Source organism: Micromonospora sp. CPCC 206061 (assembly GCF_036906915.1).
Lineage (GTDB): Bacteria > Actinomycetota > Actinomycetes > Mycobacteriales > Micromonosporaceae > Phytohabitans.
Genome location: NZ_JBAKHX010000003.1, coordinates 182507 through 199079, shown reverse-complemented (window position 1 = coordinate 199079; position 16573 = coordinate 182507). Strand labels below are relative to the sequence as shown.

General features: G+C 71.3%; 16 protein-coding genes. 8 read left to right on the top strand and 8 right to left on the bottom strand.

Translation table 11 applies throughout. The features are described 5' to 3' along the window. Nucleotide 1 precedes the first annotated feature (1 nt). Nucleotides 2–673 carry a response regulator transcription factor gene (locus tag V6V89_RS04195; RefSeq protein ID WP_334617578.1) on the bottom strand — a complete coding sequence of 224 codons (672 nt, stop codon included), beginning with the start codon at nt 671–673 and terminating at the stop codon, nt 2–4. Beyond that, nucleotides 670–2001 (bottom strand): sensor histidine kinase, encoded by a 1332-nt coding sequence (locus tag V6V89_RS04190; protein ID WP_334617577.1) that lies wholly within the window; start codon nt 1999–2001, stop codon nt 670–672. Before V6V89_RS04190 ends, V6V89_RS04195 begins: the two co-directional genes overlap by 4 nt. Nucleotides 2002–2019: 18 nt before the next feature. On the opposite strand from V6V89_RS04190, the gene V6V89_RS04185 reads away from it, so the two are divergent. After that, nucleotides 2020–2451 carry a DUF6220 domain-containing protein gene (locus V6V89_RS04185; RefSeq protein ID WP_334617576.1) on the top strand — a complete coding sequence of 144 codons (432 nt, stop codon included), beginning with the start codon at nt 2020–2022 and terminating at the stop codon, nt 2449–2451. After that, entirely contained in the window at nt 2448–4325 is a 1878-nt protein-coding gene (locus V6V89_RS04180) for a multicopper oxidase family protein (protein ID WP_334617575.1), read from the top strand. Before V6V89_RS04185 ends, V6V89_RS04180 begins: the two co-directional genes overlap by 4 nt. Here the strand turns inward: V6V89_RS04180 and V6V89_RS04175 are convergent. Continuing rightward, entirely contained in the window at nt 4322–5011 is a 690-nt protein-coding gene (locus V6V89_RS04175) for a YqeB family protein (protein WP_334617574.1), read from the bottom strand. The two genes, V6V89_RS04180 and V6V89_RS04175, sit on opposite strands and share 4 nt — an antisense overlap. Nucleotides 5012–5325: 314 nt before the next feature. Between V6V89_RS04175 and V6V89_RS04170 the strand changes: the two genes are divergently transcribed. From V6V89_RS04170 to gndA, 3 genes are all read left to right on the top strand, one after another. Further along, a complete protein-coding gene (locus V6V89_RS04170; RefSeq protein ID WP_334617573.1) occupies nt 5326–6156 on the top strand; it encodes a hypothetical protein in 831 nt (276 codons plus the stop codon). A 135-nt stretch (nt 6157–6291) separates the two neighbouring features. Beyond that, nucleotides 6292–6567: a hypothetical protein gene (locus V6V89_RS04165; protein WP_334617572.1), complete on the top strand. Its 276-nt coding sequence runs from the start codon at nt 6292–6294 to the stop codon at nt 6565–6567. 11 nt (nt 6568–6578) lie between these two features. Then, entirely contained in the window at nt 6579–8009 is a 1431-nt protein-coding gene (gene gndA / locus V6V89_RS04160) for an NADP-dependent phosphogluconate dehydrogenase (RefSeq protein WP_334617571.1), read from the top strand. 60 nt (nt 8010–8069) lie between these two features. Here the strand turns inward: gndA and V6V89_RS04155 are convergent, their stop codons facing one another. Then, nucleotides 8070–8672 carry a hypothetical protein gene (locus V6V89_RS04155; protein ID WP_334617570.1) on the bottom strand — a complete coding sequence of 201 codons (603 nt, stop codon included), beginning with the start codon at nt 8670–8672 and terminating at the stop codon, nt 8070–8072. Between the two features lie 18 nt (nt 8673–8690). Continuing rightward, a complete protein-coding gene (locus tag V6V89_RS04150) occupies nt 8691–9587 on the bottom strand; it encodes a S1C family serine protease (RefSeq protein ID WP_334617569.1) in 897 nt (298 codons plus the stop codon). A 53-nt stretch (nt 9588–9640) separates the two neighbouring features. Between V6V89_RS04150 and V6V89_RS04145 the strand changes: the two genes are divergently transcribed. Continuing rightward, entirely contained in the window at nt 9641–10300 is a 660-nt protein-coding gene (locus tag V6V89_RS04145) for a response regulator transcription factor (RefSeq protein WP_334617568.1), read from the top strand. Here the strand turns inward: V6V89_RS04145 and V6V89_RS04140 are convergent. Continuing rightward, a complete protein-coding gene (locus V6V89_RS04140) occupies nt 10260–12560 on the bottom strand; it encodes an HAD-IC family P-type ATPase (RefSeq protein WP_334617567.1) in 2301 nt (766 codons plus the stop codon). The genes V6V89_RS04145 and V6V89_RS04140 overlap by 41 nt on opposite strands. Before the next feature lie 88 nt (nt 12561–12648). On the opposite strand from V6V89_RS04140, the gene V6V89_RS04135 reads away from it, so the two are divergent. Beyond that, the gene (locus V6V89_RS04135) at nt 12649–14232 is read left to right on the top strand and encodes a sensor histidine kinase (RefSeq protein WP_334617566.1); all 1584 of its coding nucleotides are present in this window, start codon (nt 12649–12651) and stop codon (nt 14230–14232) included. Nucleotides 14233–14546: 314 nt separating this feature from the next. Then, a complete protein-coding gene (locus V6V89_RS04130; protein WP_334617565.1) occupies nt 14547–14975 on the top strand; it encodes a CBS domain-containing protein in 429 nt (142 codons plus the stop codon). A 4-nt stretch (nt 14976–14979) separates the two neighbouring features. Here V6V89_RS04130 and V6V89_RS04125 read toward each other — a convergent pair whose 3' ends face one another. Together V6V89_RS04125 and V6V89_RS04120 are read right to left on the bottom strand one after the other, a co-directional pair. Next, a complete protein-coding gene (locus V6V89_RS04125; protein ID WP_334617564.1) occupies nt 14980–15717 on the bottom strand; it encodes an anti-sigma factor in 738 nt (245 codons plus the stop codon). A gap of 204 nt (nt 15718–15921) precedes the next feature. Next, nucleotides 15922–16548: a sigma-70 family RNA polymerase sigma factor gene (locus V6V89_RS04120; protein WP_334617563.1), complete on the bottom strand. Its 627-nt coding sequence runs from the start codon at nt 16546–16548 to the stop codon at nt 15922–15924. Nucleotides 16549–16573 lie beyond the last annotated feature (25 nt).

Here is a 16573-nt window from a genome sequence, read left to right as displayed (position 1 = left end):
GTCAGCCCCCCAGCGTCACCAGCCCGGACTCGTACGCGGCGACCACGAGCTGCGCACGGTCGCGGGCTCCCAGTTTGACCATCGCACGACTCACGTGCGTGCGCGCGGTGGCCGGGCTCAGCGTCAGCGCCCCGGCGATCTCATCATTGCTCAGTCCGCGCCCGACCAGGGCGAGCACCTCGCGCTCCCGCTGGGTGAGCACCGCGAGGCGGTCGTCGGCCACATGCTGCACGGCGCGTGCCGCCGTGAACTGGGCGATCAGCCGCCGGGTGATCCGCGGCGCGAGCAGGGCCTCACCGGCCGCCACGACCCGGATGGCGTGCAGCAGCTCGGCCGGGCCACTGTCCTTGAGCAGGAAGCCGCTCGCACCCGCTTCGAGGGCCTCGAACACGTACTCGTCGGTGTCGTACGTGGTCAGGATCAGCACCCGCACCCCCTCCAGCCCGCGGGTGCCGGCGATCTCCCTGGTGGCTTTGATGCCGTCGAGCACCGGCATACGGATGTCCATCAGCACCACGTCGGGGCGGTGCGCGCGGGCGAGGTTGACCGCCTCGGAACCGTTGGCGGCCTCCCCCACCACCTCGATGCCGTCTTCCGAGTCGAGCAGCAGCTTGAACCCGGTGCGCACCAGCACCTGATCATCCGCCAGAAGGACACGTACAGCCGTGTTCACGCGGGCACCACCGGGAGCCTCGCGAAGACCTCGAACCCGCCGGCGGGGCGCGGACCCGCGGTGAGCTCGCCGCCGAGCAGCTCGCAGCGTTCCTGCATGCCCTGGATTCCCCGGCCGCTGCCATTTCCGCTGGCAGGGCCGCTGCCCTCGTCGCTGACCCGGATCGTCAGGTCGTCGGCGCCGTGCGCGAGCGCGACGGTGACCCGGGTCGGCCCAGCGTGCCGGATCACGTTGGTGATCGACTCCTGGAGGATGCGGTACGCGGCGGTGTCGACGGCGCCCGGCAGTTCTCGCAGGGCTTCCCGGCTCTCCACCGTGACGTCGAGCCCCGCCTCGCGGGCGATCCCGACCAGCTCGTCGACACGATCCAGCCCTGGCGCGGGCGCCCGACCGTCTTCGTCGGCTCCGCGCAGTACCCCGAGCGTGACCCGAAGCTCGCGCAGCGCCCTCGCGCTGGTCTGCTCGATCGTCACGAGCGTCGCGCGCGCCTGTTCGGGATGCTTGTCGAGCACGTGCGCGGTGACGCCGGCCTGCACGTTGATCACGGCGATGGCGTGTGCGACGGTGTCGTGCACCTCGCGGGCGATGCGCAGCCGCTCGGCGTCCACCCGGCGCCGGGCCTCCTCTTCGCGGGTGCGCTCAGCGCGCTCCGCCCGCTCGTGCGCCTCGGCGATGAGCTTGCGCCGCATCCGCAGCGAGACACCCATCATCGCCGCGAGAAATGCCGTGCCGATCCGGAAGAACAGCCAGCCCACCTCGGTAGGCGGGTGCAGGTAAGCGGCGATCACCCAGCCGACCATGATGACGAGCAGCCCCGACCAGGCCACCCACCGCGCGTACTGCTCGCGGCCGTACGCGTTGACCGTGTAGACCGCGACGAACAGCGCCAGCCAGCCAGGCCCGTCCGGATACCCGGCCACGTAGTAGATCAGGCTCGCGACGGCCACGTACTTGAAGACGGCCACCGGGTAGCGGCGCCGCATCGCAAGGGCGACGCCGCTAGTGAACAGCAGGATCGCGTGCCCGTACATGCCGACCGTATCGAGCGCGGCGAGCTCATCGGCCCCGAACCGCTGTGTGCCGCTGATCTGCGCGTAAGTCACGAACGCCGCCAGCAGCGTGTCCTGTGCCCATACCGGCAGGCGTCGGCTCATCAGGGGCATGGCGCGATCGTATCCGCTGGCCAGCCGCCCGAGATCCGTCCACCGGCGTAGCGGGATACGCCCGTGCGCGTACCCGCTGAGCGCCGGACTGAGCCCGATGCCGTACCTCGTCGCCGTTTCCGGCCCGACGACCGGAGGCGCCGCGCGCGGCAGGCTGCCTTTCATCGAGAGAGGAGCCCTTCCATGCGCATGGCCTATGTCGTGCTGACCCGGCTCGTGGGCGTCGCGATCCTGGTGCAGTTCTACTTCGCGGCGGTCGGGGCGTTCGACCGGCCGCAGGAGGACGACTCGTACAGCCTCCACAGCATCAACGGCATGGTGGTCATTCCGGTGCTGGTCCTGCTCGCTACCGCGACCGCCGCGCTGCTCAGGGCGCCCGGCAAGCTGATCGGGCTCACCGTGGCGCCGCTCGGCCTCGTCGTCGTACAGGTGCTGATCATCGTGCTGGGCAACGCGGTCTCCGGTGGCGCGGACGGCGACACGACCCCGGCGGGCCTGGCGATCCTCGCCCTGCACGCGGTCAACGGCCTGGTCACGATGGCCGTCGCCGGCATGGCCGCGCGCCGCGCCCGCGAGTTGTCCAAGCGGCCGACCGCTGAGGTGGCCCCGGCATGAATGCGTCTCAGCTGGCTGCGGTCGACCTGGTGGTGGCGTTTCTTGCCACGGCCGCGTGGATCGGCGCGGCCGTGATGCTCGGGACCGGTCGCCTGCTCCTGGCGCGGGCTCTCTGCGCGCTGGCGGTCACTGTCTCGCTCGGGCGGGTCGCCACCACCGTGGCGCTCGCGGCGGAGGGCTGGTGGTTCGCGCAGGAGAAGGTCACCCTCACGCTGCCGCTGCTGCTCGCCGGCGGCGTCACCGCCGCCGTCCTCGCCGGGCCGCGCGTATTCGGGGGCGCGCGGCCCGCCGCCGGCCGGGCGGTCGCGGGTTTGTTGACAGCCGGGTACGCCGCCGCGGCCGGCCTGGTGTTCCCGCTGCTCATCGGGTACCCGGCGACGTGGAGCGCCGCACTGCTGACCGTGACCCTAGTCGGCGCGGCGACGCTGATCACCTGGCGTGCGGCGGGGCTGGCCGGGACCGGCGGGGTAGCGCGGGCGGGCACCGCCCTGGTGGCGCTCGCGGCGGTGGTGGGCGCCGGGCTGGCCTTCGTGCCCGGCGACACCGTCGACAGCGGCGGGGTGCCCAGCCGGCTCGCGGCGAGCCGGGCCAGACCCGTCAGCGCACTGCGCGGCCCGACCGAGCCGGCGGGGGGCGGGACGGTGCGGCGGTACGAGCTCACCGCACGGCAGGCCACGGTCACGCTCGCCTCGGGCAGGACGGTGGCGGCGTGGACGTACAACGGGCAGGTGCCCGGGCCGGCGCTCACCGCGACCGAGGGCGACCTCATCGAGGTGACCCTGCGCAACCAGGACATCGACCGGGGCGTCACGCTGCACTGGCACGGGTACGACGTGCCGAACGCCGAGGACGGGGCGCCCGGCGTGACGCAGGACGCCGTGCTGCCCGGCCAGGAGCACGTCTACCGGTTCCTCGCGAACCAGGTCGGCACGTACTGGTACCACACCCACCAGGTCTCCGACCGGGGCGTGCGGCTGGGCCTGTACGGGACGCTGGTGGTGGCGCCGCGCGGTGCCGCGAGCACGGGGCTGGACCTGGCGATCCCGGTGCATACGTTCGCAGGCGAGGTGGCCTTTGGCACCCACGACCGCGCAGACGTCCGGGAAACGAGGCCCGGCACCAGCGTGCGGCTGCGGCTGATCAACACCGACAGCACACCGCGGCGGTTCACGCTCGCGGGTACGCCGTACCGGCTGGTCGCGGTCGACGGGAACGACCTCAACCGGCCGGGCGAGCTGAGTCGAACCGGGTTGCGGCTGCCCGCCGGTGGTCGGTACGACCTGGCGTTCACGATGCCGGACGGGCCGGTGGCGCTGCTCGCCGGCGACGACCTCATGACCGGGCTGCGCCTGTCACCGGATGGCAGCGCACCCGCGGTCGAGAACACCGCTAACTGGCCGGAGCTGGAGCTGACCCGGTACGGCAGCCCGGCCTCGGGAGAGTTCGGGCCGGACAGCCGCTTCGACCGCCACTTCACGATGGTGCTGGACCGGGGCGTCCGGCTGAGTGGCGGACCGAAGTACGCGCACACGATCAACGGCCGCGCGTACCCGGCCACGCCTACGCAGATCGTGCGCGCGGACGACCTGGTGCGCGTGACCGTGGTGAACCGAGGCTTCGAGACCCACCCGTGGCACCTGCACGGCCACCGGGTGCTGGTGCTCACGAAGGACGGCAGGGCCCCGGCGGGAAGCCCGTTGCTGCTGGACACGTTCGACGTGCGGCCCGGAGAGGTGTGGGAGGTGGGCTTCCGCGCCACCAACCCGGGCCTCTGGATGAACCACTGTCACAACCTCAGCCACGCCGACCTGGGCATGGCGCTGCACCTGACATACGAGGGCGTATCCAGCTCATTCCACGATGGACACTCCTAACGCACCACCCGCACGTACTGGCGCTTCTTCTCGTCGCGTACGACCACGCCGAGCTTGGCCAGCTCTGCCCGCAGGTCGGCCGCGTCGCTGCTGTCGCCTTTGTGTATCGCCTTGGCGCGGGCCTTGAGCAGGGCGTCGGCGCCGCTGGGCAGCTCGGGCGTCTCGGGCACCCAGCGGCGGTACTCGTCGCGGTACGGGTCGCCGCCGTCGCGCCACGGGTACCCGTACTGCCGGAACGCCTCGCGCACCCGGTCGGCGTCCAGATCGGACGGCTCCCGGGCCAGCTCCTCGCCCGCCTGGCCGAGCAGTACCAGATGCTTGCCGTCCAGGAAGACGACCTGGACCGACCCGCGGGGCACGGCCCGCGACTGCCCGGCTCGCGCCAGGACGGCCTGCCCGCTGGAAACGGTGACGGTGAGGCTCTCCGCCGCCGCGAAAAACGCCAACACCAGCCCGGCCAGGGCTCCGACGGCCAGCGCGCCGATCGTGGCTAGCGGCTCATCGACCGAGTCGACGGCCTTGAAAAGACCCTTCATCGGTGCCCACGGCAGCTCGGCGACCCAGCCAGCGACCGACTTGAGCAACCAACCGATGCCCGCTCCGATCAGCGGAAACCCCGCCCAGACCAACCCCCAGGCCCAGGCCGGATATGACACCACGGTTTCGTTACGCAGCTCCCCCAGCATGGGCTCAAGGTAGGCCCGCGACACCCGGCGGCGCTTCCAACTTTGGTCTATTCGGTGAGCCCACCAAAGAAGGTGCGTGCGTCGTCGACGAGCTGTTACGTGGCGCTCAGGGCTTCGAATTCGAGGTGCTCGACCCACCAGAGCTGCGCGACACCTCCGAGGGCTGGTCGAGCGCCTCAGCCGGGCGCTTCGTGAAGGGTTCACCACTGTTCGTGTTAGTGGTGTCCTTCATCCGCGACTGGCGCCAATTGGGCTCCTTTCCCTATGCCCGGCATCCGACCTAGCGTGGCAGTGGAGCTAAAGGCGAGGCGGTGATGACTGTGTGGCGTTTCGCGGGCCGGTTCGGCACCGCGTTGGCGTGCGTGGCAGGGTTCGTGGCGGTAACCGCGGGCTCGGCGGCCGCTGCTGAGGGCGTCACGGTCCAGATCACCGAGGTGTCCAACCGGTTCGAGGCCGGCGCCCAGGCGCGGATGACGGTGGTGGCTTCCAAGCGCACCGACGAGTGCCTGAAGGTGCGTTGGTCGATGGTGCTGCGCGTAGACGGGATGCGCCTCAACCAGGTGGGCATCGACCGAGTCGAAGAAACCGGCTCGTTCCCGCTCGACGTGCAGACCGACGGCGACGAGGCGCGGCTCACGGACGTACAGCTCGATCCCGGCACGCTGTGCCGCAACCGCACGGTGACCGCGCGGTACGCGCTGCGGTTCGCGGACGATGTGTCCAGCGGCCGGTTGTCGATGCAGGTCGGCGCGTTCGACGCGCGCGGTCAGCTGCTGGAGACCGCCACCGTGACCCGCAACGTCCAGGGAGAGGGTGACGGCGAAGCCAGCCCATCCCCATCGCCGGAGCCGAGCCCGTCCGAGTCCGAAGACGTCGTCGAGGAGCCCACCGAAGAAGCGAGCGAAGAGGCCGCGGCGCCTGTCGCCGGTGGCGGCGTCGGCCAGCCCATCGACATCGATCGCACCAGCAGCGGCTCCGGGCTGCTCCCGGTTGGCCTCGCGATCGGCGGGATGATGGTCTTCCTCGGTCTCACGATGCTGATCCGCACCCGCCGCAAGCTGAAGGTGCGGCCAGTGCCGTCGGGGCGCCCTGGCTTCGGTGGCGTGTGGCAGGGCGGCGGGATGACCCGCCGGGAGCGTCGCTGAACTCTTGGGGCCACCTAACGCGTACCAAATCAATATGCGGATAAACCGGATAGCGATAGCCGGCGACGCCCGTGTGATCGACGCCACCACGGCGCGGTACTGGCCAGCCTCACGCTCGCCACCGAGGTGGTCGACGTGACCGGCGACGGTCTCCTCCAGAACGGAGACGGCCTGCTCGTCGTCGGGCAGACTCTCTTCGTAGTGCAGAATCGACTTAACACGGTGGCGGTGCTGGAGATCAACGGCACCGGCAGCCAGGCCGACCTGGTTGACCAGCTCAGCGACGAGCGGTTCGACGTGCCGACCACCGTCGCGGCCGTCGGCGACCTGCTCTATCTGCCCAACGCCCGGTTCGGCACCGAGGCGACACCCGACACCGAGTACAACGCCGTGGCGATCGCCCGGCCATGAGGAGGAAGACCATGACGGAGTTGGCGCGCATCGGGGTCACCGGGCTCGCGGTCATGGGCCGCAACCTGGCCCGCAACCTGGCGCGGCACGGGCACCCGGTGGCCGTGCACAACCGGTCCTACTCGCGGACGAAGGAGCTGGTCGAGGAGTTCGGCCATGAGGGCACCTTCCTTCCCGCGGAGACCGCCGAGCAGTTCGTGGCCAGCCTCGAACGCCCCCGCCGGCTCGTCATCATGGTGAAGGCCGGCGGCCCGACCGACGCGGTCATCGACGAGTTCGCCCCGCTGCTCGAGCCCGGCGACATGATCGTCGACGGCGGCAACGCCCACTTCGTCGACACCCGCCGCCGCGAGGCCGCGCTCCGCGAGCGGGGCATCCACTTCGTCGGCGCCGGCATCTCCGGCGGCGAAGAGGGCGCCCTGCACGGGCCGAGCATCATGCCGGGCGGCTCCCCCGAGTCGTACGAGGCGCTCGGGCCGCTGCTGGAAGACATCTCCGCCAAGGTCGACGGGGTGGCGTGCTGCACGCACGTCGGGCCGGACGGCGCGGGACACTTCGTCAAGATGGTGCACAACGGCATCGAGTACGCGGACATGCAGCTCATCGCCGAGGCGTACGACCTGCTGCGCCGGGGCGCCGGCATGGCGCCGGGCGAGATCGCCGAGGTGTTCCGGGGGTGGAACGAGGGTCGGCTCGGGTCGTACCTCATCGAGATCACCGCCGACGTGCTTGCGCACACCGACGCCGCCACCGGCAAGCCGTTCGTCGACGTGGTGACCGACCAGGCCGAGCAGAAGGGCACCGGCCGCTGGACCGTGCAGATCGCCCTCGACCTGGGTGTACCGGTCAGCGGCATCGCCGAGGCGGTGTTCGCGCGGTCCCTCTCCGGTGACGCGGCGCTCCGCACGGCCGCCCGCGACCTGCCGGGCCCATCGGGTGCGCTGGCCGAGCCGGCGTACTCGCTGGTGGCCGACGTCGAGCAGGCCCTGTACGCGTCGAAGATCGTCGCCTACGCGCAGGGCTTCAACCAGATCCAGGCCGGCAGCGCCGAGTACGGGTGGAGCATCGACCCGGGCGCCATGTCGACGATCTGGCGGGGCGGCTGCATCATCCGCGCCAAGTTCCTCGACCGCATCAAGCAGGCGTACGACGCGGCACCCGACCTGCCTTCGCTGCTCGTCGACGAGTACTTCCTCGACGCCGTCCGGGGCGCGCAGGACGCCTGGCGGCGCGTGGTGGTGACCGCCACCCAGCTCGGCATCCCGGCGCCCGGCTTCTCGTCGGCGCTCGCGTACTACGACGGCCTGCGCGCCGAGCGCCTCCCGGCGGCTCTGGTGCAGGGCCAGCGCGACTTCTTCGGCGCGCACACCTACCGCCGCGTCGACCGCGAGGGCTCGTTCCACGTGCTGTGGGGCGGCGACCGCTCCGAGGTGGCTTCCTAACCGGCACCGGCGTCCCGCCCGGTGATCATGGCCTGCCGTGATCACCGGGCGTCGACCGGATCACGAGTCCACTGTGGCCTTGGCCTTCTCGCACGCGGTCGTTGCCTGGCGCAGGGCGGTGTCCAGCGCGGCCTCGTTGTTGCGGCCCGCCGCGTCCAGCGCCTCGTTGAAGCGACGCATGCACGGCACCAGTGCGTCGCGGTCCTTCGTCACGTCCGCGAGGCTGGCCTTGTTCTTGGTCAGCTCCTCGTTGACCGCCTTGAGGTCCGCCTCCAGCTTGGTGAGCTTCTCCTGGTTCGACGTGATGGTCTTGTCGCGCTCCGACACCTGGCTGGTCAGCTCCTGCTTGGTGTCGCCGAGCTCGTTGTTCTTCACCAGGAACAGGCCGGTCATCACACCGCCGAGCAGGAAGAGCGCGACCGCCGTGATGATGAGCACCGTCGTCGCGCTCGACCGCTGCGCGGGCGGCTGTCCATAAGGGACACCAGTGACCGCGGGCGCGCCCGACACCGCGTACGGCGGCGTACTTGCCGTCGCCGGCCAGCCCGACGTGGGCGCCTGCGGCGGCGGCATGGGCGGCGGGTAGCCGGCGGCTGGATACGGCTGCTGCGGCGGCGGCATGTGCTGCGGATCGTCCGGCGGCGGGTACCCAGGGTGGGTCATCGCTTCCTCCTGTGGCTGTTAGCAGAGGTTGAAGGTCGTACACGCGGTCTCGATAGGGGTGGCGAGGCCGATCCCCTCGGCATTGTTGGCCTTAGCGGTCGCGATCCCCACGACCTCCTTCGCGGTGTTGACCACCGGGCCACCGGAGTTTCCTGGGTTGATCGACGCGTCGAACTGGATGTGCGGACCCGCACCCACGCCCGATCCGGCGGGACGCACGGCGCTCACCACACCCGCGGTGACACTGTCGGACAGGCCGAGCGGCGCACCCACCACGACGACCTGCTGGCCCGCCTCCGCCGGCTTCGACGCCGGCGCGAGCCCGGTGAAGTCGAACGGCGCGCTGATCAACGCGATGTCGGTGGCCTGGTCGACGTCGGTGACCGTGCCGGGGTACGTCTGGCCGTCGCGCTCAAGCGTGACGCTGGTCGAGCCGCGCTTCCAGACCTGGTCGACCACGTGGTAAGCGGTCAGGAACTTCGTGGTGCCGCCCGACGGGCTGCCCACCGCGAAGGCGGTGCCCGTCAGGTTGTCGGCGCTTACCTTGAACACGCTCGGCAGCACGGCGGCCGCGATGACCTGCGGGTTGAACTGCTGCCCCGCCTGCTCGCCGAGCTGGGCGACCTGGCTCTCCAGGCTGTCGAGCCGCTGGTCACCGCTGGCCTGGGCCGAGCGCGTGTCGGCGCGCGCGTCTTCCACGTCGTCGCGCAGGCTGGCGATCTGCCGCGCCTGCATCACCGCCACCACGCCGAGCACCACGCACAGCAGTACCGCCAGCGAGCCCAGCACGGTGGCCAGGCTGCCGCGCTTGACGGGTGCGGGCGAGGGTGCGCCACCACTCACCGGTGGCGCACTGGCGGGCGGACCACTGGACGGTCCACCCTGGAACGGAGCCGGGGGATTCTCCGGGTTCATGGCGCCCAGCTTTGCACTGCGACGCAAGGCAGCTACGAGGTACCGTCGGCGTCATGATCCGCCTCCTGCTAGCCGACGATGAGGCCATGATCCGAGCCGGTGTCAAGGCGATCCTGGCCGCCGATCCGGGCATCGAGGTCGTGGCCGAGGCCGCCAACGGCCGCGAGGCGATCGAGCAGGCTCGCAGCCACCGGCCCGACGTGGCCCTTCTCGACATCCGGATGCCGCAACTCGACGGGCTGGCCGCCGCGGCCGAGATCCGGCGCGCCACTCCCGACACCGCCATCGTGATGCTGACCACATTCGGCGAAGACGACTACATCGCGCGGGCGCTGGGCGAGGGTGCCAGTGGGTTCCTGCTCAAGTCCGGCGACCCTCGGGAGCTGATCGCCGGCGTGCACGCGGTGGCCGCCGGTGCGGCGTACCTCTCGCCGCAGGTGGCCCACCGCGTCATCAGCGAGCTGCGTGACGGCCGGATGTCGCGCGGCGCCGCCGCCCGCGACCGGATCGACGCGCTCACTGAACGCGAACGCGAGGTGCTGGCCCTGGTCGGCGCCGGCCTGTCCAACGCCGAGATCGCCCGCCGGCTGTATCTGGTCGAGGGCACCGTGAAGAGCTACGTGAGCACGATCCTCACCCGGCTCGATGTGCGCAACCGCGTGCAGGCCGCCATCATCGCGTACGAAGCCGGTCTAGTAGACGCTCTGCGATGACCAGCAGCGCGCCCGCGGCCACCGCGATCGCCACCGCCACGCCCGGCCCGCGCCAGCCGACCAGCTTGAGCTGGAAGAAGTCCTGCAGAAACGGCACCGCCAGCACGATCGCGAACGCGCCACCCATCGTGGCCACCAGCGCGGCGCGCCACCACGTGTACGGGCGGGCGATGACGGCGAGCGCGAAGAGCGCGACAAGGAAGAGCGCGAGGGTCGCGACCGACGTCTCGGCCGCCAGGTCGTCGTAGAGGCGGCGGGCGTACAGGTAGGTGCCGAACGTCGCGGCCGCCGCCAGCCCTCCAGCTGGTACAGCGAACCGCAGCACCCGCCCCACGAAGCCCGCCCGGGCCCGCTCGGCGTTCGGTGCCAGCGCGAGGAAGAACGCCGGTATCCCGATCGTCAGCGACCCGACGAGCGTGAGGTGGCGGGGCAGGAACGGGTACGGCACCTGGGTGAGCACGACGACGATGGCGAGCAGCACCGAGTACACCGTCTTGGTGAGAAACAGGTTCGCGACGCGTTCGATGTTGCCGATGACCCGGCGGCCCTCGCCGACGACGGCGGGCAGCGCGGCGAAGCTGTTGTCCAGCAACACGATCTGCGCCACCGCACGGGTGGCGGGGCTGCCCGCGCCCATCGCCACGCCGATGTCGGCGTCCTTGAGCGCGAGCACGTCGTTGACGCCGTCACCGGTCATCGCGACCGTATGTCCTCGCGCCTGCAACGCGGTCACCAGATCCCGCTTCTGCTGCGGGCCCACCCGCCCGAAGACGGCCGTGCGCTCCACCGCGTCCGCGTAGGCATCCGGATCCTCGGGCAGCGTGCGCGCGTCCACCGGGTGGTCGGCACCGGGCATGTCCAGCGAGCGCGCCACCGCGCCGACCGACAGCGCGTTGTCGCCGGAGATCACTTTGACCGCGACGCCCTGCTCGGCGAAGTACCGCAGCGTGTCGCGGGCGTCTGCGCGCAGCCGCTGGGCGATGACCACCAGCGCGACCGGCACGCCCTCCCGCGCCAGGGCAAGCACCCGCAGCCCGCGAGCACCGTAGTCGTCCGCCTCCGCGAGCGCGGGATCGCCGGCCGGCAGCACCACCTCCGGCGCGCCGAGCCGCCACGTCGCGGCGCCGCCCGACGGGCCGGAGAGCGTGGCACCGCTCCACTTCCGCGCCGAGGAGAACGGCGTTCTACTGTGGACCGTCCAGCCCGGCTGGTACGGAAACGCCTCGATAATTGCTTTCAGGCTGGGATTGGGGCGCTCCTCGGCGGTGCCCAGCGCACCCAGCACCGCCTCGACGGGCGCGTCGACCTCCAGCCGGCGCACCTCGGCAACCTCCATCGTCGCCTCCGTCAGCGTGCCGGTCTTGTCCAGGCACACCACGTCGACCCGGGCCAGCCCTTCGATGGCGGGCAGCTCCTGCACCAGCGTGCGGCGCCGGCCCAGCCGCACCACGCCGACCGCGAACGCCACCGACGTCAGCAGCACCAGCCCTTCCGGCACCATCGGCACCAGGCCGGCGACCATCCGGCGTACCGCCTCGGGCACGTCGTCCCGGTTGACCATGAGCTGGCTGACCACGAGCGCGGCGCCGGCCGGGATGATGAGCCAGGTCACGAACCGCAGGATCGAGTCGATCCCGTTCCGCAGCTGCGAGTTGACCAGCGTGAACCGGCTCGCTTCCTCCGCCAGCCTCGCCGCGTACGCCTCCCGGCCCACCTTCGTGGCGGTGAACGTGCCGCCTCCGGCCACCACGAAGCTCCCCGACAGCACCCGGTCGCCAGGCTGCTTGACCACCGGGTCTGCCTCGCCGGTGAGCAGCGACTCGTCGACCTCCAGCTGGTCGGCCTCGGTCACTACGCCGTCCACCACGATCTTGTCGCCCTGGCCCAGCTCGATGAGGTCGTCGAGGACGATCTCGGACGCGTCGACCTCCACGGCGTATCCGTCTCGCCGCACGACCGGCCGCGCCGCGCCCACGATCGCGAGCCGGTCGAGCGTGCGCTTGGCCCGCAGCTCCTGGATCACACCGATCAGGGTGTTGGCGATGATCACGCCGCCGAAGAGGGCGTCCTGGACCGGCCCGACCGCCAGGATCATGATCAGCAGTACGCCGATGATCGCGTTGATCCGGGTGAACAAGTTGGCCCGGATGATCTCGCCAACGCTCCGGCTGGCCCGCGCCGGTACGTCGTTCACCCGACCCGTCGCGACCCTCTCGGCCACCTCAGCCGTGCTGAGGCCCCCCGTGCTGACTGTCAACATGCTGGCGACGTTAGGCGACACCACAGGGCGCCCGCACCGGCCAAAGGATGTTAGCCAGCACCCACTTTCGGCAGGTTACGGTCTTGATATGCGGCGGCTGGTGACGGACATCGGGCTCTGGGCCCTCTTCGCCATCCCCGTCGCATACGCCTGGCCGGGCCACAACGCGTACCCGTTCTGGCTGCTCCTGATCGGGCTGGCCGGGCTCGGTGCCGCCGTCGCCGTGAGCCGCCGGTACCCGCTCGCGTCGCTGTTCATCACGGTCTCGCTCACCGCCATCGACGGCAACTTCTCGTTCGCCCTACCCGTGATCAGCTACCTCGTCGGCCGGCGGATGGCCAGCATCCGGCCCGCCGCCATCGGGTTCGCGGCCATCGTCGTGCTGGTCTCGCCGTACGTCCTACTCCGCGGCGGCTTCCTCACCTGGGCGTCGCTGGCCGGCGTGCTCGTGTACGCCGGTCTCTTCCCGTGGCTCATCGGCCGGTACCGCCGGCAGCAGCTCGACCTCGTCGCCGCCGGCTGGGAGCACGCCGAGCAGCTCGAACGCGAGCAGCGCATCCTCGCCGACCAGGTGCGCCTGCGCGAGCGCACCAGGATCGCCGAAGACATGCACGACTCGCTCGGCCACGAGCTGAGCCTCATCGCGCTGCGCGCCGGAGCCCTCGAAATCGCACCCGACCTGGACGAACGCCACCAAGCGGCCGCCGCGTCCCTGCGAGCCAGCGCCGGCGCCGCCACCGAACGCCTCCGCGAGATCATCGGCGTACTCCGCGACGACACTTCGCCCGCACCAACGCGCCCCGTCGACGAAGACGTCACCGAACTGGTACGCCGCGCCAAGGACTCCGGCATGGCAGTCGACCTCGCGACGACTCCCCCCTCCAGCCCGATCCCGCCGATGGTCGACCGCGCCGTCCACCGGCTGGTACAGGAGGCCCTGACCAACGCCAACAAGTACGCGCCCGGCGCCGCCGTGACCGTCGACATCCACCACACCGACACCGACGTCACGGTCACCGTCCGCAACGCACCCCCACCCGCCGGCCCACTCCCAAGCACCTTCCGCACCGCCGGCTCGCTTCCGGGCACCTTCCGCGGCACGGGGTCGGCCCGAGCGCCCGACGACGCTGCTCCCGGGCCGGCAGCAGGTGGCGGGCAGGGGCTCGCCGGACTGCGCGAGCGGGTACGCCTGACGGGCGGCGCCTTCGACACGGGCCCCACGTCGGACGGCGGCTTCCGGGTGACGGCCCGCATGCCGTACGCGGGCGGCACCGTCACACCCGCACCGGTCGAGACCGCCTCCGCCGACCGGCGCCGGCTCGCCCAACTCCGGGCCCGGCGAGGCCTGGTCACGGCCGTAGCGGTGCCGGCGGGGATCGGTGCGGTGCTCGGGGCGGTGGCGGTCGGGTACTACGTGTACGCGACCACCAGCGCGGTGCTCTCACCTCGCGACTACGCCGCGCTGACCACCGGCCAGGACCTGGCCGCCGTGGAACGGGTGCTCCCTCGCCGCGAGATGCTCGACCCGCCCACGCGCGACGAACCGGCCGGCGCGACGTGCCAGTACTACCGCTCCCACGGCGAGATCCTGAACGCCCAACTCGACGTCTACCAACTCTGCTTCCGCGACGGCCACCTACTGTCCAAGCAGATCATCCCCTTGGGCCTCTGACCCGACCAAGCCCTCACCACCCGGCAGCGTCTTCCGCCCGCGCCGCCGCGCGGCGCGTGAGGCGCCGATCAAGGCCTTTCCGATTGATCAAGGGCAAACGCACGTGGTTCGATCTCTAAACCACGTGCGTTTGCCCTTGATCGACGTGCGCATCGGCGCGGGGCGCGCGCCGTCGACCGTACGGACGCGGGTGGCCCGCCGCAGTGCACGAACGGCACCCGACATACCTGCCTTTCGACAGATCTTCGCGTTGCCGGGACGGCTCTGAACAGGGCGGATACGGTGAGCACAAGGTGCAGCATGAGGAGGTCACCATGAGCACTGCTCGCGAGATCATGCACTCGGGCGCGGAGTGCGTCAACGAGAACGAGACGCTCGAGACCGCCGCTCGCATGATGCGGGACCTGAAGGTGGGCGCGCTGCCGATCTGCGGGGCAAACGACCGCCTGCAGGGCATCATCACGGATCGCGACATCGTGGTCCGCTGTATCGCCCAGGGAGGCGACCCGCGGTCGATGACCGCGCGGGAAATGGCGCAGGGCACGCCGATCTGGGTGGAGGCCAACGCCGACCAGAGCGAGGTGCTGCGGCTCATGCAGCAGAACAAGATCCGCCGGCTGCCGGTCATGGAGAACCGACGGCTGATCGGCATGATCAGCGAAGCGGACCTGGCGGTGCGCCTCGACGAACACTCGCTGCACGAGTTCGCCGAGGCGATCTACGCCGCCGAGCCCACCTCGTAGCGCGTCAGGCGACCGCCACGGTCGCCAAAGGTGGCAGCGTGGGGGTCTTCGATCCGGGCGCGGGCTCCAGCGTCACGCCGAGGGTCTGCATGCCGCGGACGCCACTGACGATCTGCGTGGCGTCCGCGGCACCGGAATCCACCACGCCCATCGACTCCGGGCCGCCCGCGTCGATCGCCCAGAGCTGGTAGGTCTTGCCGGGCCCCGGTGGCGCCACGCCGGCGAGCACGACGACGCCCTCGTCGCGGCTGTCGGAAAGCACCATGGTCACCCGGCCGCCGCTGCTCAGCGTGCCGGTGCGCAGCCGGGCGTCCGGTGCGCCGAGCACCGCCTCGATACGCGCCGCTTCGGCGCGCGCCGCCGCCGCGGTGGCGCGCTGATCGCGTACCCGCTGCTCCTGAGCCACGAACGAAGCCGTGCCAGCGGCCGCGGCGATGATGCCAGCGGCGACCGCCGCCGCCGTGCGCCGCCGCCAGCGGCGCAGCGCCGGCGTGGCCTCGCGGTCCGGCTGTCCGGGCGGCACCTGGCGCGTGCGGCGCACCTCCGCCAGTACCTTGTCGCGCAGTTGCGGCGGCGGCACCGACCATGTGCCGTCGGCGAGCCGCGCCGCCGTCTCCTGAAGCTCGGCCACCTCGGTGGCGCACGCCTCGCACTCGGACAGGTGCCGCGCGAACGAGGCGCGTTCAATGTCGGTCAAGGCGTGCAGCACGTACGCCCCAGCCAATGCGTGAACGTCGGTCATGCGCCGCCTCCCGCAGCCGCCACAAAGCGTAGAGAGCGCAGCGACCGAAGCGGCTGGCGGCTACAGGGAGGCTTCGGGGCGCATGACCCGCGCGAGCGCAGGCGAGCGCCAACCAGCTCAGTCATGCGCCGCCTCCCGCAGCCGCGGCAAAGCGCAGGGAGCGCACCAACCCGCGCGAGCGAAGGCGAGCGCCAGTTAGCACAGTCATGCGACCGCCCCCACACCCAGGCAGTCGCGCAGGCGGATCAGTCCGTCGCGCATTCGTGTTTTGATCGTCGGTAACGCGGTGTCGAGAAGCTGCGCGACCTCGCGGTACGTATAGCCCTCGTAGTAGGCGAGGGTGATCGCCTCGCGTTGCAGGCCGGTGAGGCCCTGCAGGCACCGCCGCACCTGCTGCTGCTCCAGGTGCACGGTGGCCTGGTCGACCACCTCGTCGTACGGCGTCTCGGCGGAGGTGGCGGCGAGCTTGCGGATGCGTTCGGCTCCGGCCTGCTCGGACCGCACCCGGTCGACCGCCCGGCGGTGTGTGATCGTGAAGATCCACGACGTGGCCGATCCGCGTGCGGGGTCGTACCGGGTCGCGGTGCGCCACACCTCCACCAGCACCTCCTGTGCCACCTCTTCGGCCTGTGCGGGGTCACGTAGTACCCGGCGCACGAGCCCGTACACCCGGGGCGCGACCAGCTCGTAGAGCCGGGTGAACGCCGCCTCGTCGCCACGCGCCACCGCACGCAGGAGGGTGTCGGCCTCGGCAGCCGGGTCAGGGGGCGGCGTCGGCACGGCCGAAAGATGGTCGGCCCGGCGGGCCGCGTCGTTTCCGCCGTCACTCATGCCAGACAGCCTCCCGCCCCTTAGC